The 26,555-nt window shown below is 34.9% G+C and carries 24 protein-coding genes; 18 read left to right on the top strand and 6 right to left on the bottom strand.

The window, feature by feature from the left end; all coding sequences use genetic code 11:
• Positions 1–252 precede the first annotated feature (252 nt).
• Entirely contained in the window at positions 253–882 is a 630-nt protein-coding gene (gene rsmG / locus HM990_RS15645) for a 16S rRNA (guanine(527)-N(7))-methyltransferase RsmG (protein WP_178990157.1), read from the top strand.
• A 175-nt stretch (positions 883–1,057) separates the two neighbouring features.
• Here rsmG and HM990_RS15640 read toward each other — a convergent pair whose 3' ends face one another.
• A complete protein-coding gene (locus HM990_RS15640; RefSeq protein WP_178990155.1) occupies positions 1,058–3,481 on the bottom strand; it encodes a sodium-translocating pyrophosphatase in 2,424 nt (807 codons plus the stop codon).
• Between the two features lie 132 nt (positions 3,482–3,613).
• Positions 3,614–4,141, bottom strand: coding sequence for an inorganic diphosphatase (locus HM990_RS15635; RefSeq protein ID WP_178990153.1), 528 nt, complete (start codon positions 4,139–4,141; stop codon positions 3,614–3,616).
• A gap of 232 nt (positions 4,142–4,373) precedes the next feature.
• Between HM990_RS15635 and HM990_RS15630 the strand changes: the two genes are divergently transcribed.
• From HM990_RS15630 to HM990_RS15615, 4 genes are all read left to right on the top strand, one after another.
• Positions 4,374–4,955 carry an RDD family protein gene (locus HM990_RS15630; protein ID WP_178990151.1) on the top strand — a complete coding sequence of 194 codons (582 nt, stop codon included), beginning with the start codon at positions 4,374–4,376 and terminating at the stop codon, positions 4,953–4,955.
• Between the two features lie 99 nt (positions 4,956–5,054).
• Entirely contained in the window at positions 5,055–5,624 is a 570-nt protein-coding gene (locus tag HM990_RS15625; RefSeq protein ID WP_178990149.1) for a hypothetical protein, read from the top strand.
• Positions 5,621–6,268 carry a DUF1801 domain-containing protein gene (locus HM990_RS15620; RefSeq protein ID WP_178990147.1) on the top strand — a complete coding sequence of 216 codons (648 nt, stop codon included), beginning with the start codon at positions 5,621–5,623 and terminating at the stop codon, positions 6,266–6,268. The genes HM990_RS15625 and HM990_RS15620 overlap by 4 nt, the downstream gene beginning before the upstream one ends.
• Before the next feature lie 104 nt (positions 6,269–6,372).
• A complete protein-coding gene (locus HM990_RS15615) occupies positions 6,373–6,810 on the top strand; it encodes a DUF4174 domain-containing protein (protein WP_178990145.1) in 438 nt (145 codons plus the stop codon).
• A 38-nt stretch (positions 6,811–6,848) separates the two neighbouring features.
• Here the strand turns inward: HM990_RS15615 and HM990_RS15610 are convergent, their stop codons facing one another.
• Positions 6,849–9,359, bottom strand: a complete 2,511-nt coding sequence (locus tag HM990_RS15610; RefSeq protein WP_178990143.1) for a DUF5686 and carboxypeptidase-like regulatory domain-containing protein — start codon at positions 9,357–9,359, stop codon at positions 6,849–6,851.
• A gap of 87 nt (positions 9,360–9,446) precedes the next feature.
• Entirely contained in the window at positions 9,447–10,424 is a 978-nt protein-coding gene (locus tag HM990_RS15605; protein ID WP_178990141.1) for a pyruvate dehydrogenase complex E1 component subunit beta, read from the bottom strand.
• A gap of 328 nt (positions 10,425–10,752) precedes the next feature.
• Between HM990_RS15605 and HM990_RS15600 the strand changes: the two genes are divergently transcribed.
• The 6 genes from HM990_RS15600 (at position 10,753) to HM990_RS15575 (ending at position 17,413) form a co-directional block, all read left to right on the top strand.
• Positions 10,753–11,499 (top strand): electron transfer flavoprotein subunit beta/FixA family protein, encoded by a 747-nt coding sequence (locus HM990_RS15600; RefSeq protein ID WP_178990139.1) that lies wholly within the window; start codon positions 10,753–10,755, stop codon positions 11,497–11,499.
• A 125-nt stretch (positions 11,500–11,624) separates the two neighbouring features.
• Positions 11,625–12,587, top strand: coding sequence for an electron transfer flavoprotein subunit alpha/FixB family protein (locus HM990_RS15595; RefSeq protein ID WP_178990137.1), 963 nt, complete (start codon positions 11,625–11,627; stop codon positions 12,585–12,587).
• 327 nt (positions 12,588–12,914) lie between these two features.
• Positions 12,915–13,532 carry a bifunctional nuclease family protein gene (locus HM990_RS15590; protein ID WP_178990135.1) on the top strand — a complete coding sequence of 206 codons (618 nt, stop codon included), beginning with the start codon at positions 12,915–12,917 and terminating at the stop codon, positions 13,530–13,532.
• A gap of 15 nt (positions 13,533–13,547) precedes the next feature.
• A complete protein-coding gene (locus HM990_RS15585; RefSeq protein WP_178990133.1) occupies positions 13,548–15,263 on the top strand; it encodes a NupC/NupG family nucleoside CNT transporter in 1,716 nt (571 codons plus the stop codon).
• A 41-nt stretch (positions 15,264–15,304) separates the two neighbouring features.
• Complete coding sequence (locus tag HM990_RS15580) at positions 15,305–16,432, top strand: phospholipase D-like domain-containing protein (RefSeq protein WP_178990131.1); 1,128 nt, start codon at positions 15,305–15,307, stop codon at positions 16,430–16,432.
• Positions 16,433–16,588: 156 nt separating this feature from the next.
• A complete protein-coding gene (locus HM990_RS15575; protein ID WP_178990127.1) occupies positions 16,589–17,413 on the top strand; it encodes a thymidylate synthase in 825 nt (274 codons plus the stop codon).
• Positions 17,414–17,496: 83 nt separating this feature from the next.
• Here HM990_RS15575 and HM990_RS15570 read toward each other — a convergent pair whose 3' ends face one another.
• A complete protein-coding gene (locus tag HM990_RS15570; RefSeq protein ID WP_178990126.1) occupies positions 17,497–17,799 on the bottom strand; it encodes an isoamylase early set domain-containing protein in 303 nt (100 codons plus the stop codon).
• Between the two features lie 286 nt (positions 17,800–18,085).
• Here HM990_RS15570 and HM990_RS15565 point away from each other — a divergent pair, with 286 nt between their 5' ends.
• Complete coding sequence (locus HM990_RS15565; RefSeq protein ID WP_178990123.1) at positions 18,086–19,018, top strand: dihydrofolate reductase; 933 nt, start codon at positions 18,086–18,088, stop codon at positions 19,016–19,018.
• Positions 19,019–19,128: 110 nt separating this feature from the next.
• Here HM990_RS15565 and metK read toward each other — a convergent pair whose 3' ends face one another.
• Positions 19,129–20,382 carry a methionine adenosyltransferase gene (metK, locus tag HM990_RS15560; RefSeq protein ID WP_178990121.1) on the bottom strand — a complete coding sequence of 418 codons (1,254 nt, stop codon included), beginning with the start codon at positions 20,380–20,382 and terminating at the stop codon, positions 19,129–19,131.
• 418 nt (positions 20,383–20,800) lie between these two features.
• Here metK and HM990_RS15550 point away from each other — a divergent pair, with 418 nt between their 5' ends.
• The 6 genes from HM990_RS15550 to cobA all read left to right on the top strand — a co-directional run bounded on the left by HM990_RS15550 (position 20,801) and on the right by cobA (position 26,552).
• Complete coding sequence (locus HM990_RS15550) at positions 20,801–22,006, top strand: polysaccharide lyase family 7 protein (RefSeq protein ID WP_229719284.1); 1,206 nt, start codon at positions 20,801–20,803, stop codon at positions 22,004–22,006.
• 32 nt (positions 22,007–22,038) lie between these two features.
• Positions 22,039–22,455 (top strand): RrF2 family transcriptional regulator, encoded by a 417-nt coding sequence (locus tag HM990_RS15545; RefSeq protein WP_178990119.1) that lies wholly within the window; start codon positions 22,039–22,041, stop codon positions 22,453–22,455.
• A gap of 284 nt (positions 22,456–22,739) precedes the next feature.
• Entirely contained in the window at positions 22,740–23,000 is a 261-nt protein-coding gene (locus HM990_RS15540; RefSeq protein WP_178990117.1) for a DUF2061 domain-containing protein, read from the top strand.
• A complete protein-coding gene (locus HM990_RS15535; RefSeq protein ID WP_178990115.1) occupies positions 22,997–23,617 on the top strand; it encodes a phosphoadenosine phosphosulfate reductase domain-containing protein in 621 nt (206 codons plus the stop codon). Before HM990_RS15540 ends, HM990_RS15535 begins: the two co-directional genes overlap by 4 nt.
• 48 nt (positions 23,618–23,665) lie before the next feature.
• Positions 23,666–25,753, top strand: coding sequence for a HEPN domain-containing protein (locus HM990_RS15530; RefSeq protein WP_178990113.1), 2,088 nt, complete (start codon positions 23,666–23,668; stop codon positions 25,751–25,753).
• Positions 25,754–25,763: 10 nt separating this feature from the next.
• A complete protein-coding gene (gene cobA, locus HM990_RS15525) occupies positions 25,764–26,552 on the top strand; it encodes a uroporphyrinogen-III C-methyltransferase (RefSeq protein WP_178990111.1) in 789 nt (262 codons plus the stop codon).
• Positions 26,553–26,555 lie beyond the last annotated feature (3 nt).

Genomic DNA, 26,555 nt, shown 5'->3' with positions numbered 1-26,555 from the left:
TAAAAAGTAACCCTAATCCATTAACGTAAAATTATACAGAACTCATCTTGATTTTTTATGTTTATCCGATCCCGTATAGCTATCGGGAGAGAATAAATTAGTTCAGATGAAACTTTTTTTGAAAGACATAGCATTGCTAGGCATAAGAAATAGCTGAAATTTGGGCAAATTAAATCCGTTTTAAACTGAATAGAAAAAGTCAAGATGAATTCTCAAATTAAAAATTAACTATTTTTGTTGAAATTATTAAAAATGGAATTGATCCTAAAATACTTCCCGAATCTAACCGAAATCCAAATTCAACAATTTAAAGCTTTAGATGGTTTGTACAAAGATTGGAATAGCAAAATAAATGTGATCTCCCGTAAAGACATAGACGAACTCTACTTAAGGCATGTTTTACATTCATTGGGAATAGCGAAAGTAATTGATTTTAAAGCTAATTCTTCAATTTTAGATGTGGGCACAGGAGGTGGGTTTCCAGGTGTGCCTTTGGCTATTTTATTTCCAGAATGCCAATTTCATTTGGTAGATAGTATCAATAAAAAATTAAAGGTAATTAATGCTGTTAGTGAAGCTATTGGGCTTACCAATATAAAAACAACACACAGTAGAGTAGAGGCCATCGATGAAACCTTTGACTTTATTGTAAGTAGAGCGGTAACTACCATGCCAGAATTTACAAAATGGGTCAAGGGAAAAATCGCCAAAACCCAAAAAAACGATTTAAAAAATGGTGTCCTATATTTGAAAGGTGGGGATTTAACTGAAGAATTAAAACAGTATAAAACCGTCAAGGCCTTTTTGCTATCCGATTATTTTGAAGAGCCGTTTTTTGATACTAAAAAAGTGATTTATTTGCCTTTAAAATATAAAGTTTAAGCTATTCTAGACGCTTATTAGATTGACCAAAAAAACCCTGAAAACAGGGTTTTTTTGGTAATCTTATTTAAGACTTTTAAAATCTGAAAAAAAGCATTGTTATTAGCTTCATGAAAGTCGTAAGCCTTATCTCTATAGTCTATGGCCTACTACAAAACGTAAAAGTTATTAACGTTTACCCTTTAGTGATATCTATCTTTTCAATCACTTTTTCAACGTCACCTGCTTCGTTGGTCAATGAGGCTTCAAAAGTTTTTAATGAATTTTCTACTTGAGATTTAGTGCCTTCAAAAATAATAGTTTCCATTACTTTTTCGCCATTCGTCATTATAGAATAATCGACAGTAGCTTTGGCCATATCTTCGGAATCAACGGTCATTTCTATAGAAACTTCTTCCTCAATACTTGCTAAACCAGTTTCTTCGGTATGACCTCCTAAAATAGGTGCAATCACTAAACCGATTAAACAGGTCAGCTTAATTAAGATGTTCATTGAAGGACCAGAAGTATCCTTAAAAGGATCTCCAACCGTATCACCAGTGACCGCAGCTTTATGCGCTTCAGAACCTTTAAAGGTCATTTCACCATTAATCTCTACACCAGCTTCAAAAGATTTCTTGGCATTATCCCATGCACCTCCAGCATTGTTTTGGAAAATTGCCCAAAGTACACCAGAAACGGTAACTCCAGCCATATAGCCACCTAACATTTCAGCAATCGCTAAAGGATCCATTCCAAAAATCATAGGAATAAAGGCAATAGCCAATGGGAAACCAATGGTTAATAAACCTGGTAACATCATTTCCTTTAAAGAGGCTTCAGTCGAAATTGCCACACACTTATCGTATTCTGGTTGTCCTGTACCTTCCATAATACCTGGAATATCCCTAAACTGACGACGTACTTCCTGTACCATTTCCATGGCCGCTTTTCCAACAGCATTCATAGCTAAAGCAGAAAATACAACTGGTACCATTCCACCAACGAATAACATCGCTAAAACAGGTGCTTTAAAAATGTTAATACCATCGATACCTGTAAAAGTCACATAAGCCGCAAATAGCGCTAATGATGTTAATGCAGCAGAAGCAATAGCAAACCCTTTTCCTGTAGCTGCCGTTGTATTACCAACAGAATCCAAAATATCTGTACGTTCTCTTACGATCGGTTCTTGTTCACTCATTTCGGCAATTCCGCCAGCATTATCAGAGATTGGTCCGAAAGCATCAATCGCTAATTGCATTGCTGTAGTTGCCATCATTGCAGAAGCGGCTAAAGCCACACCATAGAATCCTGCAAAAGCATAAGATGCCCAAATCGCTCCAGCAAATAACAATACGGATGGGAATGTAGAAATCATTCCTGTTGCCAAACCTGCGATGATATTTGTTCCTGCTCCAGTAGAGGATTGTTGTACGATTTTTAAGATTGGTTTTTTACCTAAACCTGTATAATATTCAGTTACCGAAGAAATAACAGCACCTACAAATAGACCAACTAAAGTAGCATAGAATACGCGCATTCTTGAAATCTCCTGTAAACCTTCACCAAAGAATTCCATTTTCATGGTTTCTGGCAGCATGTAGACACATAAGCCAAAACAAGATGCCGCCACTAAAACTATTGAAGTCCAGTTACCAACATTTAAAGCACTCATAACTTGAGCTTCTTTTGCGTCATTATTCTTAATTTTCACCAACATCGTTCCGATGATTGAAATGATGATTCCTGCACCTGCAATGGCCATTGGTAATAAAATTGGGCCAATACCTCCGAATCCTAATTCAGAAATATTACCTCCCATATCTTTAATAACATAATTTCCTAAAACCATGGCAGCCAAAACGGTTGCTACATAAGACCCAAATAAATCGGCTCCCATACCAGCAACATCACCTACATTATCACCAACGTTATCTGCAATAGTTGCAGGATTTCGAGGATCATCTTCAGGGATTCCAGCTTCAACCTTACCGACTAAATCTGCACCAACATCGGCAGCCTTTGTGTAGATTCCGCCACCAACTCTTGCGAATAAGGCGATAGATTCTGCTCCAAGTGAAAATCCAGCTAAGGTTTCCAAAACAATGGTCATATCCATAGTGTTTGTCCATACACCACCCATAAACACATGGAAAAATATAATAAAGAATACAGTTAATCCAAGTACTGCTAAACCTGCAACACCAAGACCCATTACGGTTCCTCCACCAAAAGAGATTTTAAGAGCGTTTGGTAAGCTTGTACGTGCAGCCTGTGTTGTTCTGACGTTAGTTTTAGTTGCTATTTTCATTCCTATATTTCCAGCGAATGCAGAAAACACAGCGCCGAAGATAAAGGCGATTACGATTAGCCAATGGGTTGTTGGAACTATAAAAGAAACAACAGCTAAAAGTACACTGACTATGACTACAAAAACAGCCAATAATTTATATTCAGCATTCAAGAATGCGAGTGCGCCTTCGTAGATATGATCTGAAATTTCTTTCATTTTGCCATCTCCAGCATCTTGTTTCATAACCCATGATTTTTTTACCATCATGTAAATTAATCCTAAAGCAGCCAAAGCGATTGGCATGTAAATCATCATTGATTCCATATTATAATTTTTAATTTGATTGTTTTTTAGCTGGGCAAAAGTAGTAAAATGAATTATATTTTACGAAAAAAGCAATATCAATTGCTCAATATTGCTTTTTTAATATTTTAAAGTTTAAAAAATCGTCTAATCCTAAATTGTAAAGGTGCGTTTCTTTTTATGTTCACTTTCGTCATAGCGTTGCACACACTCGTGATAAATTTGAATAGCTTCCTCGGCATTTCCCCAACCACCGACATCAACTTTCTTCTTTTCTAAATCTTTATACACTTGGAAGAAATGCTCTATTTCTTTTAATCTATGCGGATTTAAATCGCTAATATCTTTATTGTTACTCCAGATAGGGTCTGATACTGGTACACAGATTATTTTTTCATCCGGTCCTTTTTCATCGGTCATGTGGAAAACACCGATTGGTCGTACTTCCATAACTACCATTGGGTAAGTTGGCTGATGTCCTAAGACCAATACATCCAAGGGGTCGCTATCTAAAGCCAAGGTTTCAGGAATAAAACCATAATCTCCAGGATACATCATAGATGAAAACAACATACGATCGAAACGAATTTTATGTAATGTAAAATCGTATTCATATTTATTACGGCTTCCTTTGGGTATCTCTATTAATACATCGAAAGTTAAATTTTCTTTTGTTGACATGGTAAATTTGTTTTATTATACTTCAATATCAGTTGAAATATTCAACGATTTAAGAAGCTGCAAATATAGTTTATTGTTTGATTTTGGCAATGATGTATGATGGATTTGTGGATATGGTGTTATTGTGAGAAATAGGAACAAAATTTCGCTTATCCCTAAATTGAAATGGGATATGGGTATATTTGTTAATCTTATAACTTGTTGGCATTAATATAAACCTACCATCATAATAATGGAAAATGAATTTGTGAAAGTGATGTCCGAAAGGACAGACAAAGAATTAATAAGGATTGTAACAGTCGAACGAGGAAATTATAATCCAACAGCAATTGAAGCAGCAGAAGCGGAAGTTGAAAGACGGAATATTGAAACGTCAGAATTTGAAAGAATAAAAGAAAAAGCAACCGTTGAGAAAGTGAAAAAACAAAAAGTTGACTCTAATGTAGTTGGTTCTGGCATTCGATTTTTAAACTTCATAATTGACTTTATTATTTGGCTAATTATTTCAGCAATTTTGACTTTTCCATTAAGTGCTAATGATGGAAATCAAATGTTACTTGGATATGTAATTATATTTGTAACATTCATTGGATATTATGCAATAATGGAAATTAAGTTTCAAAAAACTGTTGGAAAGTTTGTGACAAAAACGAGAGTAATAAAAATGAATGGTGAAAAACCTGAGAATGCAGATATTATTTCTCGTACTTTTTGCAGACTTATTCCATTTGACCGAATTTCGTTTTTATTCGTGAAAAACGGAATTCACGACTTTTTGTCTAAAACTAAAGTTGTAAAAGAAACAGAGGAATAAAATAGTTATGCTCAAATCTTTGGTCCCAAAAGCTTTAAGGATTTCATTAGATCCTCATAATACATAGCCATTTTAAAGACTCATTCCAACGAAGCAAAAATGAACAAAACATTAATCATTTTTCTTTTAGTCATAATAGCACTCATAAGCTGTGAAAATGCAGGCAAAGCTGTTACCAGACTAAACATCGCAAAACAATACTACAAAGCACTAGACCAGTCTGATGGTGCTGCTGTAAAAACTCTATTGATCGATAGCCTGCTGACTGAAATACCTGAATATAATTATGTACAGAGATATTCGCAGGAAAACTATATCGAGAACTGGTTGAAATGGGATTCGGCATTTGAGCCTACTTACGAAATTCTTCAAATGGAAGAGTACAACGATATGGTAAAAGCAAAGATTTCAAAGTTAGACAAAAGAATCACTTTGCTTCACGAAAAACCATTTATTACCTATGAAATTCTAAGATTTCAAAATGATAAAATTAGTTCTATAGAAACAGAATATGTGAGTTGGGATGAACAAACTTGGGAAAGAAACAGAACAAAACTCTTAAAATGGATTGATGAAAACCATCCTGAATTAAATGGATTCATATACGACCAAACGGAAGCAGGCGGAAAAAAATTCTTGCAAGCCATCGAATTATATAACAACCAATGAACAATAAAGTAGATAAATACCTAAGTCAACTTAACCATTGGCAAGACGAACTCACTAAACTTCGTGAAATAATCCTCGATTGTGGTTTGACTGAAGATTTTAAATGGATGCATCCTTGCTATACACTGAACGGTAAGAATATTGCCTTAATTCATGGGTTTAAAGATTATTGCGCCCTACTATTTAATAAAGGTGCATTGCTTAAGGATCTAGAAAAAATTCTCATTCAACAAACGGAGAATACCCAATACGGACGGCAAATTAGATTTACAAACACTAAAGAAATTGAAGTTCTCAAACCCATAATAAAAGCCTACATTTTTGAAGCAATTGAAGTTGAAAAATTGGGATTACAGGTTAAAAAAAAGAAAACGTCGGACTATGATGTTCCAGAAGAATTAAAACAAAAGTTTAAAGAAAATTCAGAGTTTGAAAAGGCATTTAAAGCCTTAACAGGAGGACGGCAAAGAGGATATCTTCTTCACTTCGCTAAAGCCAAACAAGCCAAAACACGACAGTCTAGAATTGAAAAACACATGGAAAGAATCTTTAACGGAAAAGGATTGCATGATTGTGTCTGTGGATTATCGAAACGAATGCCTAATTGTGATGGTTCGCATAAACAACTGGAATCTACAAATTAACTGGCTATAAAAACATCAAAGGAAAATGATTTAATGAGTTTTATATAAGTTGTATCTTTATCAATCTTTGAAAATTGACTATAGACAACATTCAAAACAATAAAATGAGAGCCTTTTTAATAGTAGCACTAATTCTAATGACCTCTAAATTAACTGGCCAAAATCTCGATTCGCATAAATGGGAAAATAGACTAATTCTCATTATCTCTAAAACCCAAGATTCCGAAGTTTACAACAACCAAATTGAAGAATTCGATACATCATATGAAGGTTTTGCGGACAGAAGATTAATCATATATCATATATTACCTGATCAATATAAATCGGTGGATTACCAAAACGGTAAGTCGGACAATAATTGGACGACTTCCTCTAAATTGTTTAAGAGGTATGCCAACAATCAATCGGATTTTAAAGTGATTTTAATTGGCTTGGATGGTTCTATAAAGCTTCAGCAAGATAATATACTTACCACTGATAAACTTTTTGCTACGATCGATGCTATGCCAATGCGGAGATCCGAAATAAAAAATAGAAAATAAATTACCATAATTGGCATAATACCTGATTTGATAGCACGCTAAAAATAAAAACCAAAACTTCCGGTAACACCAAACGGTCTCGCATTTGGTCGGTCTAAATAATTACCTCTGAAATTAAAATCTAAACGTAGCACTTTGAAGATATTCGCAATACCAAAACTATACTCGTAATAAATGCGAGAATCAGGAGCTACCAATGGGATTTGAACAGGACTGCCTGTGGTATTAAGCGCGATATTTTCATCCGAGAGTTCGCCCCAAACACCTCTTAAGCCCAAAATAGCTCTTAAATTATACTTTTTTAGGAATGGAATCCTGGAAAAAACCCGACCATTAAAATTATGCTCAATATGCATAGAGCTATAGGTATCAGTAACAAACTCGTAAAAGTCCAATTGAGGAAACGTATTGTAAATTGAAAAATAACTCTGATTACCAGGAACAATACTCAGTAAACCGAGAGGGACTGCTCCAAATGTCTTTCCTAATTCTACCGAAGTCGCCAATCTTCCGAAACCACCAATTTGCCATGGTTGTATGTACGAAAACTGTACTTTGGTATAGTCAAAATCACTGTTAAACCAATTGCGATCTCCTCGACTTATTTGAGCAAACAACGTTGCAAAATTGTCGTTCTTGATTCTGCGTTCCACGCCAAAACCTGTCATTTGGCGTTTAGGATAAAAGGCGAGGGATAACCTGGATTCAAATTGGTCGATCTCGGAAGAAATGCCTGTGGGAGAATTTGGGTCGTTATAATCTAAACTAAACGTTGGAGATGCAGAGCTCAGTGTTCTTAAACTACCGTCCACACGTATTTCGAAATTCCTGATGGGTTCAATAGAAAATCCAAGATTGGTCAAATTAATATTACTCAATTTATCGTTAGTGCTGGTGCCAATAACGGCAGACGATGCCAAACTACGGCCCAAAACATCGGAAGAACTGGTTAAACTCGCTCCAATCTGTTCCACATCGCGACGGTTACCACCAAAAATGGTTAATCGCGAACGCTTGTCCATAAGCCATTTGCCCGAAATACCATATTTGAATTTATCATCTCTAAATCCATAAGCTAAAAAGCCTTCCAGTCGCCAAAGATCATTTGGGCCAAAGTAGGTTCGTCCTCCTGTTCGTAACCTTATTCCTTCGACTTCGTTATACCCAAAAGTTGAAAATATAGGACCATAATCGAAATTAATACTCGGCACTTCAATATATCCCGAAGCGAGAATACTTCCTAGATTGTATAAGCGTTTAAATTTCTTAACCGTTTTAAGCGTGTCCAACATTTTGTAAACGCCTTTTTCATCTTTGTTTAAGGCTTCAAGTCTATTGGTTTCCCAAAAGTCGTCTTCTCGATTATAAACATCTGCATCATAGTTATAGACTTCCTTGTCGTAAAAATCTGGATCTTTGGGTTGATCAAATTTATAGTTGTCATAAATCGTAGTCCGTTTGCCGTAGACACCTCTAGACATTTCTTTTTTGTTAAGAGCAAAATCGGAAAGGAAATAATCACGTTCTATAAGAAAAACGGAGTCGTTTAGAACTTCAAACTCCTGTTCTATATAAATCTCCTTAACCCAATTGATATTGGCACTTTTTGAGGCCTGAAGATTAATTTCTTTTATGGCATAAGTAGAATCATTGACCCAAAAGTCGCCTTTAAAGGTCAATTCGTTTTTTCGCCTTGGGTAATATATAATATTGTAACACCATTTGTCACCAATAAAGGCACTATCGGACAACACGTAATTGTACGTTTGGATTCCTGTCCTACTCAAAGGACTAACAAAGCTTTTATCAAAAAACTTTAGGTAATTGTCGTAAACACTATATTCGGAATAGAGGTCATCAATAAAATCGATAATAACCTGGTTATTACTAAATCCGGAATTTTTATTGCCTATTAAATCTTCACGTTCTTTATTGATGATATTGTCACCAGATATTTTCTTTACAGACTCGTTTAAAAAAATAGGTAAATAGGTTTTTCCCGTAACATTAGACGTATCCACTTCTTCAAATACAAACTCCATACCTTTAAAAAGCTTACTTTTTATTAAGGCACTATCGATGGTGTTGAGGTCAAATTCTACTTTTTCGTATTGATCGTATTCGTATTGTTTAAATTGACTAAGTCCATTTTTACGTTTTCGTTCCCAGATTTTTTTAAGAATTCGTATCGCTGGATTTTCAGAGGCCTTCTTGGATTGTTTTCCTGTTACAATGAGTACTTCATCCAAAGAGGATGTTTCTTCTTTTAGTATATATCTTAAATCGTAATTGACACGTTTGGTCAGCGGAATTTCCAGCATTTCAAATCCAACAAATGAAATAATAAGAGTGTCCCAATTGTCGTCAGATTCCAAATAAAACTTGCCATCTTCATTGGTTATAGTGCCTAGGGTAGAGCCTTTGAACAATACGTTGGCAAAGGGAATAGGAACATTATTTTCATCATAGACATGACCGCTAACTTTGGTCTGAGCGATGGCAGATAAAAAACCTAGTGCTATAAAAAGTATTGATAATTTTAACTTCATAATAAAAAAACAAACTTCATCAACAACCATGCTAAACTATAGTTTAAGGGTTACTAATGAAGTTTACTAAACGCAGAAAACTGCTATTTATTTGTACATTACTTTTTTTACGGCCTTAACAACATCGTTGCTATTTGGCAACCATTCTTCTAATAAAACCGGAGAATAAGGTGCAGGAGTATCTGCAGTATTTATTTTTACAATTGGAGCATCCAAATAATCAAAGGCTTCCGACTGAACTAAATAGGTGATTTCTGTCGCGACATTTCCAAAAGGCCATGCTTCTTCCAAAACGACCAAACGATTTGTTTTCTTAACAGAAGTTAAGATTGCTTGCCTGTCCATAGGTCTTACCGTACGCAAATCTATGATTTCACAAGAAATGCCTTCTTTCTCCAATTCGTCTGCAGCTTTATAGGCTTCTTTTATAATTTTACCGAAAGATACGATAGTCACATCGGTGCCTTCGCGCTTAATCTCAGCAACGCCAATTGGCAATACATATTCTCCATCTGGCACCTCACCTTTATCACCATACATTTGCTCACTTTCCATAAAAATAACAGGATCGTCATCTCTAATGGCAGCTTTTAGCAAACCTTTGGCATCATAAGGGTTGGATGGTACTACTACTTTTAAACCAGGAGTGTTTGCAAACCAGTTTTCAAAAGCTTGCGAATGCGTTGCGCCTAACTGACCGGCAGAAGCTGTTGGGCCTCTAAATACGATAGGACAGTTGAACTGACCACCAGACATTTGTCTGATTTTTGCCGCATTATTTATTATTTGATCAATACCAACTAAAGAGAAGTTAAAGGTCATATATTCTACAATAGGTCTGTTACCTGTCATTGTAGACCCAATAGCGATACCAGCAAAACCGAGCTCTGCAATAGGTGTATCAATAACACGTTTGGCTCCAAATTCATCTAACATGCCTTTAGATGCTTTATAGGCACCGTTGTATTCTGCTACTTCTTCACCCATAAGGTACACACTTTCATCTCTGCGCATTTCTTCGCTCATGGCTTCGCAAATAGCTTCTCTAAATTGAATTGTCTTCATGTTCTTGTTTTTAATCGAAGAACAAAAATAATAATTCTATGCTATATAATGCCATTAATTTTAAACTGAAAAAAGAAAAAATTGAGAAGACTTATGAGAAGACTTATTTTTATTCTAATGTGTGTGTCATTTAACGAATACTTTTTAAATGGGAAATTGAAAAATGTAGCAGATTAAGCAAAAAATCTTCAAATTTTTGAAAAATTGACACTTTAACAACTGAAAATTAATTTTATGAAAATTTTACTATGCATGCATAGTAAAATTCAATTTATTATTTTTATCTTCGTGCTCAGTAAGAAAAACATTTAAAATAAATCATTTTTATATGAAAATATTAGTATGTATTAGTCATGTACCTGATACAACCTCAAAGATTAATTTTACAGATGGTGATACTAAATTTGACACTAATGGTGTACAATTTGTTATCAATCCTAATGACGAATTTGGTCTAACGCGTGCCATGTGGTTTAAAGAAAAACAAGGTGCAAGTGTGGATGTGGTCAATGTAGGAGGTGCGGAAACTGAGCCAACTTTAAGAAAAGCTTTAGCCATTGGTGCAGATTCGGCTATTAGAGTAAACACACCTGCAACGGATGGTTATGCCGTGGCCAAGCAATTGGCAAAAGTGGTTAACGATGGTGGATATGATTTGGTTATTGCTGGTAGAGAATCCATTGATTACAATGGTGCAATGGTTCCAGGGATGTTAGCAGGAATGATTGGTGCTAATTTTGTGGCCAATTGTATCAGTTTAGAAGTTGATGGCACTAATGCAAAGGCGGTAAGGGAAATTGATGGTGGTAAAGAAACGGTAAGTACTACGTTACCATTGGTTATTGGCGGACAAAAAGGTTTGGTTGAAGAAAGTGATCTACGTATTCCAAATATGAGAGGTATTATGATGGCACGTAAAAAACCTTTAACGGTTGTAGAGCCTACTGATGCAAATGCAGAAACCAAAGCGTTAAGTTTTGAAAAACCAGCACCAAAAGGTACAGTTAAATTGGTAGATGCCGATAATATAGATGAATTAGTGAATTTGCTTCATAATGAAGCTAAGGTGATTTAAATCCTACCCTAACCCTTCCTAAGGAAGGGGACAATTGCGGGTATTTATCAATGAAAAAAACTGAATAATTAATACGGTCTTAGCCCTTTCCTTTGGAAAGGGTTGGGATAGGAAAATAAAATTTTATGTCAATTCTAGTATATACAGAATCCGAAAACGGAAAATTAAAAAAAGCGGCTTTAGAAGTCGTGTCTTACGCCAAAGCTATTGCCGACCAAATGGGAACTTCAGTGACGGCAGTTGCTGTTAATGCGGATAATGCGGAAACGCTTGGAAATTACGGAGCCTCTAAAGTACTTTTAGTTAAAGACGATAGTTTAAAAGCGTTTAACGCCAAAAAATATGCAGCCATTATAGAAAATGCTGCAAAAAATGAAGGTGCAAAAGTAGTTGTGGTCAGTTCTAGTGCGAATAGTAAATACTTAGCGCCATTATTGGCTGTAGGTTTGGACGCAGGTTACGTAGCCAATGTGGTAGAAGCACCATCAAGTGTGTCACCATTTACAGTAAAACATTCAGCATTTACAAATAAAGCTTTTGCCAATACAGAAATAACAACTGATGTGAAAATTGTTGGTCTATCCAATAATTCATTCGGATTGGTAGATTCGGGAGGCAGTGCTTCTGTAGAAGGCTTTTCGCCATCAATTCCAGATTCTGGCGTCACTGTAGAGTCTGTTGATAAAGCAACTGATAAAGTAAGTATTGCCGATGCGGAAATTGTTGTCTCAGGAGGAAGAGGTCTTAAAGGCCCAGAAAATTGGGGAATGATTGAAGAACTTGCCGAAGTTTTAGGGGCAGCTACAGCTTGTTCGAAACCTGTATCGGATTTAGGATGGAGACCACATGGCGAACACGTTGGGCAAACAGGAAAACCTGTTGCGTCTAATTTATATATTGCCATTGGTATTTCTGGAGCGATTCAGCATTTGGCAGGTATCAATGCTTCAAAAGTCAAAGTGGTTATCAATACAGATCCTGAAGCGCCTTTCTTTAAGGCTGCAGACTACGGTGTTGTAGGTGATGCATTTGAAGTTGTTCCAAAACTCATTGAAAAATTAAAAGCTTTTAAAGCTGCAAACGCATAATACCGCTTTTATGGCAGTATCTCAGTTTAAAAACCTCTAGGCTTGCTTAGAGGTTTTTTTTTATTACCTTTAAAATCCAATTTTAATCTGGTGGATTAAGATTAATAAGGACTCTTTAAATTCAGATTTGACTTATTCGCTTACGTTTTATCGAAAGTATAGATGAAATTAACCAAATCTGTAAAATCAAGTTGGTAAAGTCCAAATTTAAACAGTTCTTTGTGTTTTGCCTTACCCATAATTCCAAAATTAGAATTATGACCTTTCCTAAGGAAAGGTGGAAAAGGTAACCTCAATCTAGAAGGTTGAGGATTTTAGTTTTAATATATGAGTTTAGTTCGTTTAAATATCAAAGGCATTTCTTACAGTCAAACCCAAAATGGTGCCTACGCTTTAATACTTAATGAAGTAGATGGTGACCGAAAATTGCCAATAGTTATTGGTGCTTTTGAAGCACAATCTATTGCTATCGCATTGGAGAAGGAAATTCGCCCTCCACGTCCTTTGACTCACGATTTATTTAAAAACTTCGCAGACCGTTTCGATGTTGTCGTTAAACAAGTGATTATTCATAAGTTGGTTGATGGTGTGTTTTATTCAAGTTTAATCTGTGAACGCGATAAAATTGAAGAAATTATCGATGCTAGAACTAGTGATGCTATTGCATTGGCCTTACGTTTTCAGGCACCAATTTTTACTTATAAAAATATTTTGGACAAAGCAGGGATTTACCTGAAAGTCAATCCTAAAAAAGAGGAAGATGAAGAACAGGATAGTATTCTTGTTGATGACCTCATAGTTGAAGAAATCGAAGCTGCATCAGCAGAACAAGAAGGTTATAAAAATAAATCTCTCGATGAGCTAAATTCGCTCTTAGACGAAGCCGTAACTAATGAAGACTACGAAAAGGCGGCTAAAATAAGGGATGAAATTTCTAAACGTTAATTAACTCCATATTTTATGAATCAGTTTTTCAAGGCCTTTCTTGCTATTTTTATTGGTCTTTCTTCAATTACAGCACAGGAACTTGAAAAAACTTGGGAGTCCACATCTCCGCAAAGTAATTATGATACCTTAGAGTTTAAAAAAGGAGAATTTAAATTTTCTTCTAATTCTAACAAGAATCTTGAAGGCGATTATATGTACCAAAATAATCTGTTGGTACTTTATCCGAACGATTCATTAAACTCAATTGATAAATATAAGATTACAGAATTAACTGATTCTACTTTGGTTTTTTCTGGAAAAGAAATCAGCTTTAATCTCAAAGCTCTAAAGAGTGATGCTGTTGTTGCTTCTACTGAAGTTAAAACGGATACTATTATACCAAATCAAGGATTCTCGATAACAAGTTTATGGCGAGGAATTTTAGGTATGGTAACCTTAATCTTTATCGCATTCTTATTTAGTAGTAACCGCAAAGCCATTAATTGGAAAACGGTTGGGTTGGGATTACTATTTCAACTTATAATAGCTATTGGAGTCTTAAAGGTAGATGTTGTGAAATCTGCTTTCGAGTTTATTGGTCAAGGTTTTATAGCCATACTTGGCTTTACACAAGCCGGTAGCGAATTCTTATTTGGCGGTATGTTGGATGTCACGTCATTCGGTTTCATATTTGCATTTCAGGTATTACCAACAATTATATTTTTCTCAGCTTTAACTTCCGTGTTATTTTACTTAGGGTTGATTCAAAAAGTCGTAAAAGGCATGGGTTGGTTGTTGACTAAAGTTTTAGGTATATCAGGTGCCGAAAGTTTAAGTGTTGCAGGTAATATTTTCTTAGGTCAGACCGAAGCACCTTTGTTGATTAAAGCATATTTGGAAAAAATGAATAAGTCTGAAATTCTCCTTGTTATGATTGGAGGCATGGCGACGGTTGCAGGAGCGGTTTTAGCGGCATACATTGGTTTCTTAGGAGGAGAGGACGAAGCTTTACAGTTATTTTATGCGAAACATTTATTAGCAGCTTCAGTGATGGCAGCACCAGGAGCTATTGTGATTTCAAAAATATTATTTCCACAAACAGAAAAAATAAATACAGACGTGGCTGTATCTCAAGAAAAAATAGGTTCAAACATTTTAGAGGCCATTGCTAATGGAACTACAGAAGGATTAAGGTTAGCTGTTAATGTCGGAGCGATGCTTTTGGTTTTCGTGGCTTTTATTGCTATGATAAATGGAATCTTAGGAGGTATTGCAGGTTTTGACGGTATTATTATTGAAAAATGGAATGTTAATTGGCATTTTACATCTTTGAACGAGGTTATCGCTGCAAATACACCATATGATAGTCTATCCTTGGAATTTCTTTTAGGTTACGTTTTTGCACCTTTAATGTGGTTAATTGGAGTCGCTTCAGAAGATATGGCGTTAATGGGGCAGCTGCTAGGAATTAAATTAGCCGCAAGTGAATTTATAGGCTACATTCAATTAGCGGATTTGAAAAACGTAGCAAACACAACGCATCTTACTTATGAAAAATCAATAATCATGGCAACATACATGCTATGTGGTTTTGCCAATTTCGCCTCAATTGGCATCCAAATAGGCGGTATTGGTTCATTGGCGCCAGGACAACGAACACAGTTATCTAAATTTGGAATGAAAGCTTTAATTGGTGGTACATTGGCTTCATTGGTTTCGGCAACTATTGCTGGGATGATAATTGGGTAACCCAATTTCTGCGAACGCAGGAATCTCATGAACTTTATTCTATGATTAAATTGTATTTTGATAATATTGAAAGTGAAATTATTAAGGCAATAATCGACGCTGAAAATTCAATAAAAATTGCAGTAGCTTGGTTTACTAATAAGCGTATTTATAATGCATTATTACTCAAATTGGATCAAAGTATTAGTATAGAAATAATTATCAGAGATGATTCTATTAATAATTCAACAAAATCTATTGGCTGGGATAGATTTATAGAAAATGGTGGGAAATTATATTTCTTTAATCCATCCGAAAATTTTCATCATAAATTTTTTATTGTCGATACAAATTTTGGTTCTACAGGTTCTTATAACTGGACAAATCATGCTGAATCGAAAAATGAAGAAAATGTTGTATTTGTTGATAATAAACAAATAATTCAAAAGTTTACAAATGAGTTTGATAGTTTAAAATTAAACTCTATAAAAGGAAACAATGATAACATAAACGTTAAATTAATTGAAAATGCAACGGAATTTGAAAGAGAATATATAGAGAAGGAAAACAATGATTTTATTAATGGGAAATTTGAATTTGCAGAGGCTCAATTAAAATACAATTTAAAAGAATATTCAGACAGCATAAATCTACTAAACAAAATTTTAGAAAGTGAACAAGAAAATATAGATGCTATAAGTTTGTTAGGATGGTGCTATCTCAGATTGGGAAAGAACACAAAAGCTTTAACTTATGCTTTTAATGCCTATAAAGTTGGTATGAAAACTCCTGAATGTTTGAATCTCATTGGTTGCTCATATAGCGCAATGGAGGATTACAAAAATGCGATAAAATATTTTGATTTTGCGATTGAGAAGGATCCTAATACTTCAGTATGGTATAAAAACAAGATGAATGCGTTAGATTGTCGTGGAAGTACAAATGCTGCAGATAAAGTAGAAATAGAATTAACAAAAACTTGTTCTCAAATTATTAGAAACAAGGAGGGAGTTGATAGTTACACATTAATGAAAACCTATATTGATTTTGCTGAGACCTTTATTAATAGAAATTACCCTACACAAAGAAAATATGCTAATTATGCTAAAGAAATCTTTGAAAATTTAGATGAAAACTTCAAAGATTTCCATGATTTGGATGATATCGAAATGCTATTGAATAATCCATAATTTTTTTCTGAGTTGATAACTTTTGATATTATTTTTGACTGATATTCAACTGATATACATGTTTTTTTTAATTTCGATTTTTCAAGAATAATTTCATGAAATTTTAAATATTTTCTAATTAATAATAAGATTCCTGCTTTCGCAGGAATAGGGCCTATGAAACAATACCACGACCTAGTAAAACACGTTTTAGCAGAAGGCAACGAAAAAGGAGATAGAACAGGTACAGGAACAAAAAGTGTTTTTGGTTACCAAATGCGTTTCGATTTGAGTGAAGGTTTTCCGATGGTAACCACCAAAAAATTACATCTGAAATCTATTATATATGAATTGCTTTGGTTTTTAAAGGGCGATACAAACACCAAATATCTAACCGAAAATGGCGTAAGAATCTGGAACGAATGGGCAGATGAAAATGGTGACCTCGGACCCGTTTATGGCCATCAATGGCGAAATTGGGCGAGTGAAGACATCGACCAGATAAAGGAGATCATTGCGACTTTAAAAAACAATCCTAATAGTCGTAGAATGTTGGTTTCTGCTTGGAACCCTTCGGTTTTACCAGATACATCTAAATCATTTTCTGAGAATGTAGCTAATGGAAAAGCAGCATTGCCACCATGCCATGCCTTTTTTCAGTTTTATGTCGCTAATGGAAAATTATCTTGCCAACTTTATCAACGTAGTGCAGATATCTTTTTAGGCGTGCCTTTCAATATAGCATCTTATGCTCTATTCACGATGATGATGGCTCAAGTTTGTGGTTTCGAAGCTGGCGATTTTATCCACACCTTTGGTGATGCTCACATTTATAATAATCATATGGAACAATTGGAATTACAACTCTCTAGAGAACCAAGACCATTGCCTAAAATGATTTTGAATCCTGAAATTAAAGATATTTTTGATTTTGAATTTGAAGACTTCACACTTGAGGATTACAATCCTCATCCTCATATTAGAGGGAAGGTGGCAGTTTAGTTATTCAAATCTTACAACAAAAAAAAGCGTTCCGAAAAGTCGAAACGCTATTTTTTTAATGTCGTAAGTTTTATAAGAAAATCTTATAAATTGATCACACTGTTTTCTGCTCCAGCGAACTCATTCCAAGCATAAGAATCTGCTTGTTCATCGTTGACGTAAGAAGTACCATCAACTAGGTATCTAAACTCATAAGAGTTGTCTTTTTCTAAATCTAACGTTCCTTTAAAAGTTCCGTTTTTTAATTTTTTCAATTTTGTAGCTTTTTTAGTATTCCACTCGTTAAAGCTTCCAACAACTGCTACACTTTTTGCCTCTTCTGCAGGTACAGAAAATGTTACCTTACAAACTGGCTTACTTTTTAAATACTGCTTTTTAATTGCCATAATAATTAATTTAATTACGGCGCAAAAATATAAAAGAAAAGCACATTCTTAATCGATTAAATGCCTAAAAATTAAAGAATTGTCATTTTCATAAAATAGCCAAGGCTTTTTATTGATGTATGCAAAATTAATCTTGTAATTTTAATAGATTAACAACATATGGTAATTGTGCTTACCCCTTGATTTTCAACTATATCGATTTCGGAATTATTAATTGTTAAAACTCCATGAAATACTACAATGATAAAGTTAAAAAAAAGTATCTTTATCCTATTAAATTACGATTATGTTCGGGAAGAAAAAACCAGTCTCAACTATAGATAAAGATCAATTAGAGCTCATAGAAAATGCTCAAAAACGTATTAGGCAAAAGAAGCGTTTGTACATACATTTTGTACTCTTTTTGATTGGTGCTGTCTTTTTAATTTTAGCAAATACGGTTTTAGGTATCGGTAAAGATTTTACAATTGCAGGCATAAATTGGTTTGTATATGCCATATTGGCTTGGCTGATTATCTTTATTTATCATTTTATTTCCGTGTTCATTACGCATCAATTTATGGGTAAAGAATGGGAAAAACAGCAACTGGACAAGCTCGTAAACCTGCAACAAGCACGTATAGAGAAATTAAAGCAAAATTTCCTAAAGGAAGAAACCAAAATAGCGCAAACGCAAGCTTATAATGAAGCGAAGGAAACTTCTAAAGTTTCTGAAAAAAAAAAGACCTCTGAATTAACTATTATTGTTGCTGCTGGAGAAGACAATGCTATCGGAAGAGATAATAGTCTGATATGGCATTTAAGTGATGATCTTAAACATTTTAAATCACTGACCAATGGTCACCATATTATTATGGGACGCAAAACTTTTGAAAGTTTCCCAAAGCCCTTACCGAATAGAACACATATTGTCATAACAAGGCAAAAGGATTACAAAGTTCCTCAAGGTGTTATTGTTGTAAACTCTTTAGAGGATGCGCTTGATGCAGCTAGATTTGATAAACAGCCGTTTGTAATTGGTGGTGGCGAAATATATAAACAAGCGATGCCTTTAGTGGATAAGCTAGAAATTACGCGAGTACATTCCACCTTCGAAAATGCAGACGCATTTTTCCCGGAAATTGATAAATCCAAATGGGAAGAAGTGAACAGAAAAACTCATAATGCCGATGATAATCATGCGTATGCGTTTTCATTTATTACGTATATCAGGAAATAGTGACAGGTTTTTTTGTCATAATTGAATTTTAAATGTTGGCTATTTAAACTAAAACACCCTAACTACAATAACAGTTAGGGTGTTTTTTATATCTGAATTTAATTATTTCACTAAATTTCAAAAGCCGCTTTCACTTTATCAACATAATCCAACTTTTCCCATGTAAACAACTCTACATCTAATGTAATAGATTCTCCATTGGGTTGCTGAAATGATTTGCTGACCACTTCATGTTGTCTTCCCATATGGCCATAGGCTGCTGTTTCGCTATACATTGGTTGTCTTAATTTTAAACGACTTTCTATAGCAGCAGGACGCATATCAAATAGTTTTTCTACAGTTTTTGCGATTTCGCCATCGGTTAAATTAAAATGGCAAGTACCGTAGGTATCAACAAATATGGCCATTGGTTTTACAACACCAATAGCGTAAGAGACCTGTACCAGAATTTCATCACATAATCCGGCAGCAACTAAATTTTTGGCGATATGCCGTGTAGCATAAGCAGCACTTCGATCTACTTTACTTGGATCTTTTCCTGAAAATGCGCCTCCACCATGTGCGCCTTTTCCACCATAAGTATCAACAATAATCTTACGACCGGTTAAACCTGTATCTCCATGTGGTCCGCCAATAACAAACTTTCCAGTTGGATTGATGTGATAGGTGATGTCATCATTAAATAAATTTTGAATATGTTCCGGCAACTTAGCAATGACTCTAGGAATTAATATCTCAATGATATCCTTTCTAATTTTCGCCAACATATCATCATCAGTATCAAACTCGTCATGCTGCGTAGAAACTACGATAGAATCGATGCGTTGTGGTACATTGTCATCACTATATTCAATAGTTACCTGACTTTTCGAATCAGGTCTCAAATAAGTAATGTCTTTATTTTCGCGACGTAATTCTGCCAACTCTTTTAAAATATTGTGCGACAAATCTAAAGCCAAAGGCATAAAATTGTCGGTTTCATTTGTGGCGTAACCAAACATCATACCTTGGTCACCAGCACCTTGTTCTTCTTTTGTGGCTCTATCCACACCACGATTAATCTCTTCCGATTGTTCGTGAATAGCTGAAAAAACACCACAAGAATTGCCATCAAACATATAAGCACTTTTAGTGTAGCCTATTTTGTTTATGGTATCTCTGGCAATTTTTTGTACATCTAAATAGGTGTTGGATTTTACCTCGCCAGCAAGAACGACTTGCCCTGTGGTGACTAACGTTTCGCAAGCTACTTTAGATTCAGGATCGAAAGCTAAAAAATTATCGATTAAAGCATCACTAATTTGATCTGCAACTTTGTCTGGATGGCCTTCAGAAACACTTTCCGAAGTAAATAAATATGGCATAATTCCTATTGTTTTTAGGTTATGGTTATTATAAAAAAAACTTGAGATTGCTGGGTCGCTAGAGAAGTCCTAAACTTACTGCTTTAGCATTTTTTATCCTGAATTTATTTCAGGATCTGTTCTTGAGAACAGGTGCTGAACAAGTCAGCACGAGAGGTTGCAATCAGACAAATTTTTCCTCTTAATTTTGATTGGACAAAAATATATAAATTAAATGGAATCTGAATTCATTTTGCGTTTTTTATGTTTTCTTTGGGTTTAAATGATTATACTTGATTTTTATTATTTTTACTATAAAAAATATACAACCTCAAAAAACGAAGTTTCGTATACTTAGTTAAGATCACTAACTTGCAAGCTACTTTTGCTCGGGCAGAAACGAACATACCACGAGGATAAAAACTAATATTATAGCTATATGAAATCATTAAGCATTGCTTTTACATTATTCACTTTTATAAATATTGTTAGTTGTAGTTCTAACGATACGGTTGATGAAGAACCAATAGAAAATTTAGAAATATCTTCAGTTTCAGAATTTTCTGCAAACGAAGGCTTGCAAACTGTTTTGGTGACTTCTAATTTAGATTGGACAGTAAGTGAAAATGTCAACTGGATTTCTACAACACCTTCAAGTGGAACTAATAGTGGTACTATAATTGTTTCTGTAGCGGCAAACCCAACTTTTAATAATCGTACAGGAATTGTAACGGTTTCGGGTGGCAGTGTTTCAAGAGACTTAACAATTACACAAATAGCAGCAGAAAATACCTCAGGAACATTAGATCCAAATAAAGCGCCTTCAGAAAATTTCAATTTATCGACTTGGAATCTCAGTATTCCGGTAAATCAAGGCAATGGTACAGCCACTACAATTTCGGTTAGTCAGATTAACAATGGCTATGAAAATAGTAGTTACTTTTATACGGCCGACGATGGTGGCATGGTTTTTAAATGTCCAGTAGAGGGCTTTACAACTTCTGTAAATACAAGTTACACGAGAGTAGAGTTACGGGAAATGCTCAGAGGCACCAATACCAGTATAAGTACCCAAGGAGTTAATGGAAACAATTGGGTTTTTGGTACAGCGCCTGCAGCCGATATAAGCGCTGCTGCTGGTTATGATGGCGAAATGAATGCTACACTTGCGGTAAATCATGTAACAACAACAGGTAGTAGTAGCCATATAGGACGTGTAATTATAGGGCAAATTCACGCGAATAACGATGAGCCCATTCGTATTTACTATAGAAAACTACCAAACAATGCATTGGGTTCTATTTATTTTGCCCACGAACCTACTGATGGAAATGGTGCTGAACAATGGTATGATATGATAGGTTCAAGGAGTAGTAGTGCATCGAATCCTGCTGATGGAATAGCACTCGATGAAAAATTTAGCTATACTATTAAAGTCGTTGGAGATGATTTAACGGTTACAATCATCAGAGAAGGTAAGGATGATGTTGTGAATACTGTCAATATGGCTAATAGTGGCTTTAATGTTGGTGGACAATACATGTATTTTAAAGCTGGCGTATATCATGTGAACAATTCTGGAGATGCTGATGACTATGCGCAGGCCACTTTTTATGCTTTAGAAAAAACGCACACTTCAAATTAGTACATCAGTTCAAACATAGCTATAATAGCATAATGCTTTCAAAGAAAACAAAATACGGAATAAAAGCCTTGGTGTACTTAGCACGACAGGAGGAACGCACTCCTGTCCAAATTTCTTCAATATCAAAATCTGAAAATATTTCTCAAAAATTTCTCGAAAGTATACTATTGACCTTAAGAAAAAATGGACTTTTAGGGTCTAAAAAGGGTAAAGGTGGTGGTTATTATTTATTGAAGGATCCAAAGGAAATTCCAATGACCACGGTTATGCGATTGTTGGAAGGTCCTATTGCCATGGTACCTTGTGTGAGCCTCAATTTTTATGAAAAGTGCGATGATTGTCCGGATGAGACTGCTTGTGCTGTACATAAATTAATGATTGAAGTTCGCGATAATACACTTCAAATTTTCCGAAATACAACTTTGGCTGATTTATCTATTTCAAAATAGATAGAATATACCTGATGGAAACGTGTTTTTTTCTTTTTTAATTTAAAATGAATTACAGACTTCATTGTAAACTACACTTGGGTTGCGGGTAAATTTCATGGGTTTATTTTCTTCAATTTTATGGGTATTTATTTTGAAGTTCGATTGGTGTAATTATCAGATTCTCAAATTTCCGCGCTTATTTTTTCGGAATTATTAGCTGCTTCATTTAAATAAAAGTCCTATGTTTGTATTATCCTATTAAATCGATAGGGTAAAAGGATTAAAAAAATTAATAGCATTATATGGATAGCGTATTACAAACAGATTTAAGTTTAGAAAACGAAAATCAAGAGTTGAATTCCACTCAAGAAAATATTAAGAGAAGCATTGTAAAAACTGTAAGTTGGAGGGTAGTCGGAACCTTGGCAACCGTAACGATTTCTTATCTCATAACTGGCACTTTAGCATTGGCATTTTCAATTGGTGGCATCGAATTGGTGTCTAAAATGGTGCTTTACTTTTTTCACGAACGTACTTGGAATTCTATAAAATGGGGAAAATGATAGACGTAGATATTGATTTTTGGAACAAAAAATTAAAGGATAAAACGCCTATTGAAATAGCAAAATGGGCTTTAAAATTATCTGACAATAAAATTGTAACCACAAGTTTTGGTATATACTCGTCGGTTTTGTTGAGTACAATGTCTAAACTGGATAACACCATAAAAGTGATTTGGTGCGATACGCTTTATAATCAACCCAGCACCTATGAACATGCTTCCAATTTGATTAAAAAGTATAACCTCAATATTTTTAAATATCAAAGTTTATACACTAAAGAAGAAATTGACGCCACAATCGGATTGCCAAGTTTAGAAGACGACAATCATGCAGTTTTTTCTGAAGCCGTAAAGCTTGAACCGTTTAGACGCGCTTTAAAAGAGCAAAATCCTGATATCTGGTTTACAAATATTAGGGTAAGGCAAACCGAATATAGAGACAAGAAAGATATTTTAAGTTATAGCAAAGATGGTATTCTTAAAGTGAGTCCATTTTATTATTGGAGCGATACCGATTTAGACCAATATATAGAGGATAATAAGTTGACGAAAAACCACTATTATTTCGACCCAATAAAAGCGCTGCTTAATAGAGAATGTGGTATACACTTTCAATAATTATTAATAACAAAAATTCCTTCCCTTAGGGAAGGTTAGGATAGGATTATGCAAAGTTTTAGAACAGAATTAGAAAATCCAGTAGTAGAAAAGGACATCCTTGATTTAGCCAATAAAATTGAGCTATTCAACAATGGACGCGTGGATGAAGAAAAATTTCGAAGTCTGCGTTTAGCAAGAGGTATTTATGGGCAGCGACAAGAAGGCGTGCAAATGATTAGAATCAAATTGCCTTATGGTAAAGTTCTGAGTCATCAATTACGACGTATTTCGGAAGTTTCAGACGAATACTCACGAGGTCGTTTGCATATTACCACGAGACAAGATATTCAGATTCATTATGTAGATTTAAACCGAACACCAGAACTTTGGGCAGAATTGGAACGCGATGAGGTTACCATTAGGGAAGCTTGTGGGAATACCGTAAGAAATGTCACTGCAAGTGAAACTGCAGGTATTGATGTTAACGAACCTTTCGATGTATCGCCTTATGCTGATGCCTTATTCAGGTTCTTTTTAAGAAATGCGATTTGCCAAGAAATGGGTAGAAAATTCAAAGTGTCTTTTTCTGCATCAGATGAAGATACAGGTTTGTCCTATATGCACGATTTGGGTTTTATTGCTAAAATTGAAAATGGCGTCAAAGGCTTCAAAGTCATGTTGGGTGGAGGTTTAGGTTCGCAACCAAGACATGCCGATTTGTTTTATGAATTTTTGCCAGCAGAAAAAATTATCCCTGTCATGGAAGGTGTTTTAAGGGTTTTTGATCGCTATGGCGAACGAAAAAGTAGAGCCAAAGCACGACTCAAATTCTTATTAAAAGATATTGGATTAGACGCATTTAAGGAATTAGTAGAAGAAGAGCAAAATGCGATAGCGTTAAAAACCGTCGCTATAGACGAATCTAACTATACGGCATCAAGACCAGTTTCCGTATCTGCACCAAAAGTAGATATCCAAGACACTGAGGCTTATAATTTATGGAAAGCAACCAATATAATTCCTCAAAAACAGAAGGGTTATGTTGCCATTGGTATCAAAGTTTTGTTGGGCGATTTTTACACAGACAAAGCTCGTTTATTAGCGGATTTAGTTGAGCAGTATGCAGCAGGTGAAATAAGATTGAGCTTAAGACAAAACATATTAATTCCTTTTGTAAAGGAAGATTTATTGCCTTTTTTCTACACCGAATTGGAAAAGTTAGGTTTTGTGGAGGCAGGTTATAACAAAGCTGTAGATATTACCGCATGTCCAGGAACTGATACGTGTAATTTAGGAATTTCAAGTAGTACAGGAATCGCTGAAGAGTTGGAACGTGTGATCAAAGCTGAATACCCACAATATTTAGAAAACAATGATTTAGTCATAAAAATTAGTGGTTGTATGAATGCTTGCGGACAGCACAATATGGCAAATATCGGTTTTCAAGGGATGTCTATTAGAACTAAAGATAAATTAGTTGCGCCTGCACTCCAAGTGCTTTTAGGTGGTGGAAATTTAGGAAACGGAAACGCCCATTTTGCGGATAAAGTAGTTAAAGTTCCAAGTAGAAGAGGACCAGAAGCATTACGTAGAATTTTAAATGATTTCGAAGCTAATGCCAACGGAAAACTTTTTGTCGATTATTATAAAGATAAGGGCGAAAAGTACTTTTATCAATTGCTAACCGATTTGTCAGATATTGAAAATTTGACCCAAGAAGATTTTATTGATTGGGGAACAGAAGAAAAGTACGTTAAAGCCATTGGAATTGGAGAATGTGCTGGTGTGGTCATCGATTTAATCGCAACGCTTTTCTTGGAAAGTGATGAAAAAATTGAAGAAGCAAAAGAAGCTTACCACAATAAAGTGTATTCGGGTGCTATTTACGAAGCTTATCGTTCTATGGTGAATTCGGCAAAAGCCATTTTACTTTCAGAAGACATTAAAACGAATACACAGGCTGGTATCATTAAACAGTTTGATGAACTTTTTGTGGAAACCAAAAGAATAGATTTAGGAACTTCATTTTCAGATCTAATTTATCAGATAAAGGTGTTTCCTCCAACAGAAGACTTTGCCAGCAATTATATAAATACTGCACAACAATTTTTAGAACAGGTAAGAACGTTCAGAGATGCACAAGTTGTAGCATAAAACTAAAATTATGACACCAAGATTAACCATAGTAGGCGCAGGTCCAGGAGATGTTGAATTAATTACGGTAAAGGCGATTAAAGCTATAAAATCAGCAAATGTCATTTTATATGACGCCCTTGTAAATATAGAATTGCTAGAATATGCATCGCCTAAAGCAGAATTGATTTTCGTCGGAAAACGAAAAGGATGTTATGCCTATCAGCAAAATCAAATCAATGAATTAATTGTACAACGAGCCTTAAGATATGGACATGTAGTTCGCTTAAAAGGTGGTGACCCATTTATTTTTGGTCGTGGTGCGGAAGAGTTAGAGTATGCAAAGGAATACGCCATTGAAGTAGGAGTTGTTCCCGGTATATCTTCATCAGCAGCTGTACCAGCTTATCAAGGAATCCCATTGACAAAACGCAATGCTTCAGAAAGTTTTTGGGTCATTACCGGAACCACAAAATCACATAAAATTTCTGGTGATATTGCATTGGCAGCAAAGTCAACGGCAACGGTTGTGATTTTAATGGGAATGAGTAAACTTTCAGAAATTGTACAAATATTTTCTAATGAAGGGAAATCGGAAACAGCTGTCGCTATCATCCAAAATGGAACACGACCAGATGAAAATGTTGGTATTGGCACAATTTCCACTATTGAATCTATTGTGGAAGAAAAACAACTTTCAAATCCAGCCATAATCATTATTGGAGAAGTTGTTAATCAACGTGTAGATTTCACAGATATTTATCAAAAAGCTGATTTGGCAAAGCATAATGCACAAAAACAAATAGTACAAAAATTATAGATC

The sequence above is a fragment of the Winogradskyella schleiferi genome, from assembly GCF_013394655.1.
In the GTDB taxonomy this organism is placed as follows: domain Bacteria; phylum Bacteroidota; class Bacteroidia; order Flavobacteriales; family Flavobacteriaceae; genus Winogradskyella; species Winogradskyella schleiferi.
Note: the sequence above shows the minus strand (reverse complement) of the source record. Positions and strands in the feature narration are given on the sequence as shown.

Bases quoted from the DNA above. Each gene is read 5' to 3' on its own strand.
- rsmG (WP_178990157.1), top strand. From the start codon at position 253: ATGGAATTGATCCTAAAATACTTCCCGAATCTAACCGAAATCCAAATT.
- HM990_RS15640 (WP_178990155.1), bottom strand. From the start codon at position 3,481: ATGGAATCAATGATGATTTACATGCCAATCGCTTTGGCTGCTTTAGGA.
- HM990_RS15635 (WP_178990153.1), bottom strand. From the start codon at position 4,141: ATGTCAACAAAAGAAAATTTAACTTTCGATGTATTAATAGAGATACCC.
- HM990_RS15630 (WP_178990151.1), top strand. From the start codon at position 4,374: ATGGAAAATGAATTTGTGAAAGTGATGTCCGAAAGGACAGACAAAGAA.
- HM990_RS15625 (WP_178990149.1), top strand. From the start codon at position 5,055: ATGAACAAAACATTAATCATTTTTCTTTTAGTCATAATAGCACTCATA.
- HM990_RS15620 (WP_178990147.1), top strand. From the start codon at position 5,621: ATGAACAATAAAGTAGATAAATACCTAAGTCAACTTAACCATTGGCAA.
- HM990_RS15615 (WP_178990145.1), top strand. From the start codon at position 6,373: ATGAGAGCCTTTTTAATAGTAGCACTAATTCTAATGACCTCTAAATTA.
- HM990_RS15610 (WP_178990143.1), bottom strand. From the start codon at position 9,359: ATGAAGTTAAAATTATCAATACTTTTTATAGCACTAGGTTTTTTATCT.
- HM990_RS15605 (WP_178990141.1), bottom strand. From the start codon at position 10,424: ATGAAGACAATTCAATTTAGAGAAGCTATTTGCGAAGCCATGAGCGAA.
- HM990_RS15600 (WP_178990139.1), top strand. From the start codon at position 10,753: ATGAAAATATTAGTATGTATTAGTCATGTACCTGATACAACCTCAAAG.
- HM990_RS15595 (WP_178990137.1), top strand. From the start codon at position 11,625: ATGTCAATTCTAGTATATACAGAATCCGAAAACGGAAAATTAAAAAAA.
- HM990_RS15590 (WP_178990135.1), top strand. From the start codon at position 12,915: ATGAGTTTAGTTCGTTTAAATATCAAAGGCATTTCTTACAGTCAAACC.
- HM990_RS15585 (WP_178990133.1), top strand. From the start codon at position 13,548: ATGAATCAGTTTTTCAAGGCCTTTCTTGCTATTTTTATTGGTCTTTCT.
- HM990_RS15580 (WP_178990131.1), top strand. From the start codon at position 15,305: ATGATTAAATTGTATTTTGATAATATTGAAAGTGAAATTATTAAGGCA.
- HM990_RS15575 (WP_178990127.1), top strand. From the start codon at position 16,589: ATGAAACAATACCACGACCTAGTAAAACACGTTTTAGCAGAAGGCAAC.
- HM990_RS15570 (WP_178990126.1), bottom strand. From the start codon at position 17,799: ATGGCAATTAAAAAGCAGTATTTAAAAAGTAAGCCAGTTTGTAAGGTA.
- HM990_RS15565 (WP_178990123.1), top strand. From the start codon at position 18,086: ATGTTCGGGAAGAAAAAACCAGTCTCAACTATAGATAAAGATCAATTA.
- metK (WP_178990121.1), bottom strand. From the start codon at position 20,382: ATGCCATATTTATTTACTTCGGAAAGTGTTTCTGAAGGCCATCCAGAC.
- HM990_RS15550 (WP_229719284.1), top strand. From the start codon at position 20,801: ATGAAATCATTAAGCATTGCTTTTACATTATTCACTTTTATAAATATT.
- HM990_RS15545 (WP_178990119.1), top strand. From the start codon at position 22,039: ATGCTTTCAAAGAAAACAAAATACGGAATAAAAGCCTTGGTGTACTTA.
- HM990_RS15540 (WP_178990117.1), top strand. From the start codon at position 22,740: ATGGATAGCGTATTACAAACAGATTTAAGTTTAGAAAACGAAAATCAA.
- HM990_RS15535 (WP_178990115.1), top strand. From the start codon at position 22,997: ATGATAGACGTAGATATTGATTTTTGGAACAAAAAATTAAAGGATAAA.
- HM990_RS15530 (WP_178990113.1), top strand. From the start codon at position 23,666: ATGCAAAGTTTTAGAACAGAATTAGAAAATCCAGTAGTAGAAAAGGAC.
- cobA (WP_178990111.1), top strand. From the start codon at position 25,764: ATGACACCAAGATTAACCATAGTAGGCGCAGGTCCAGGAGATGTTGAA.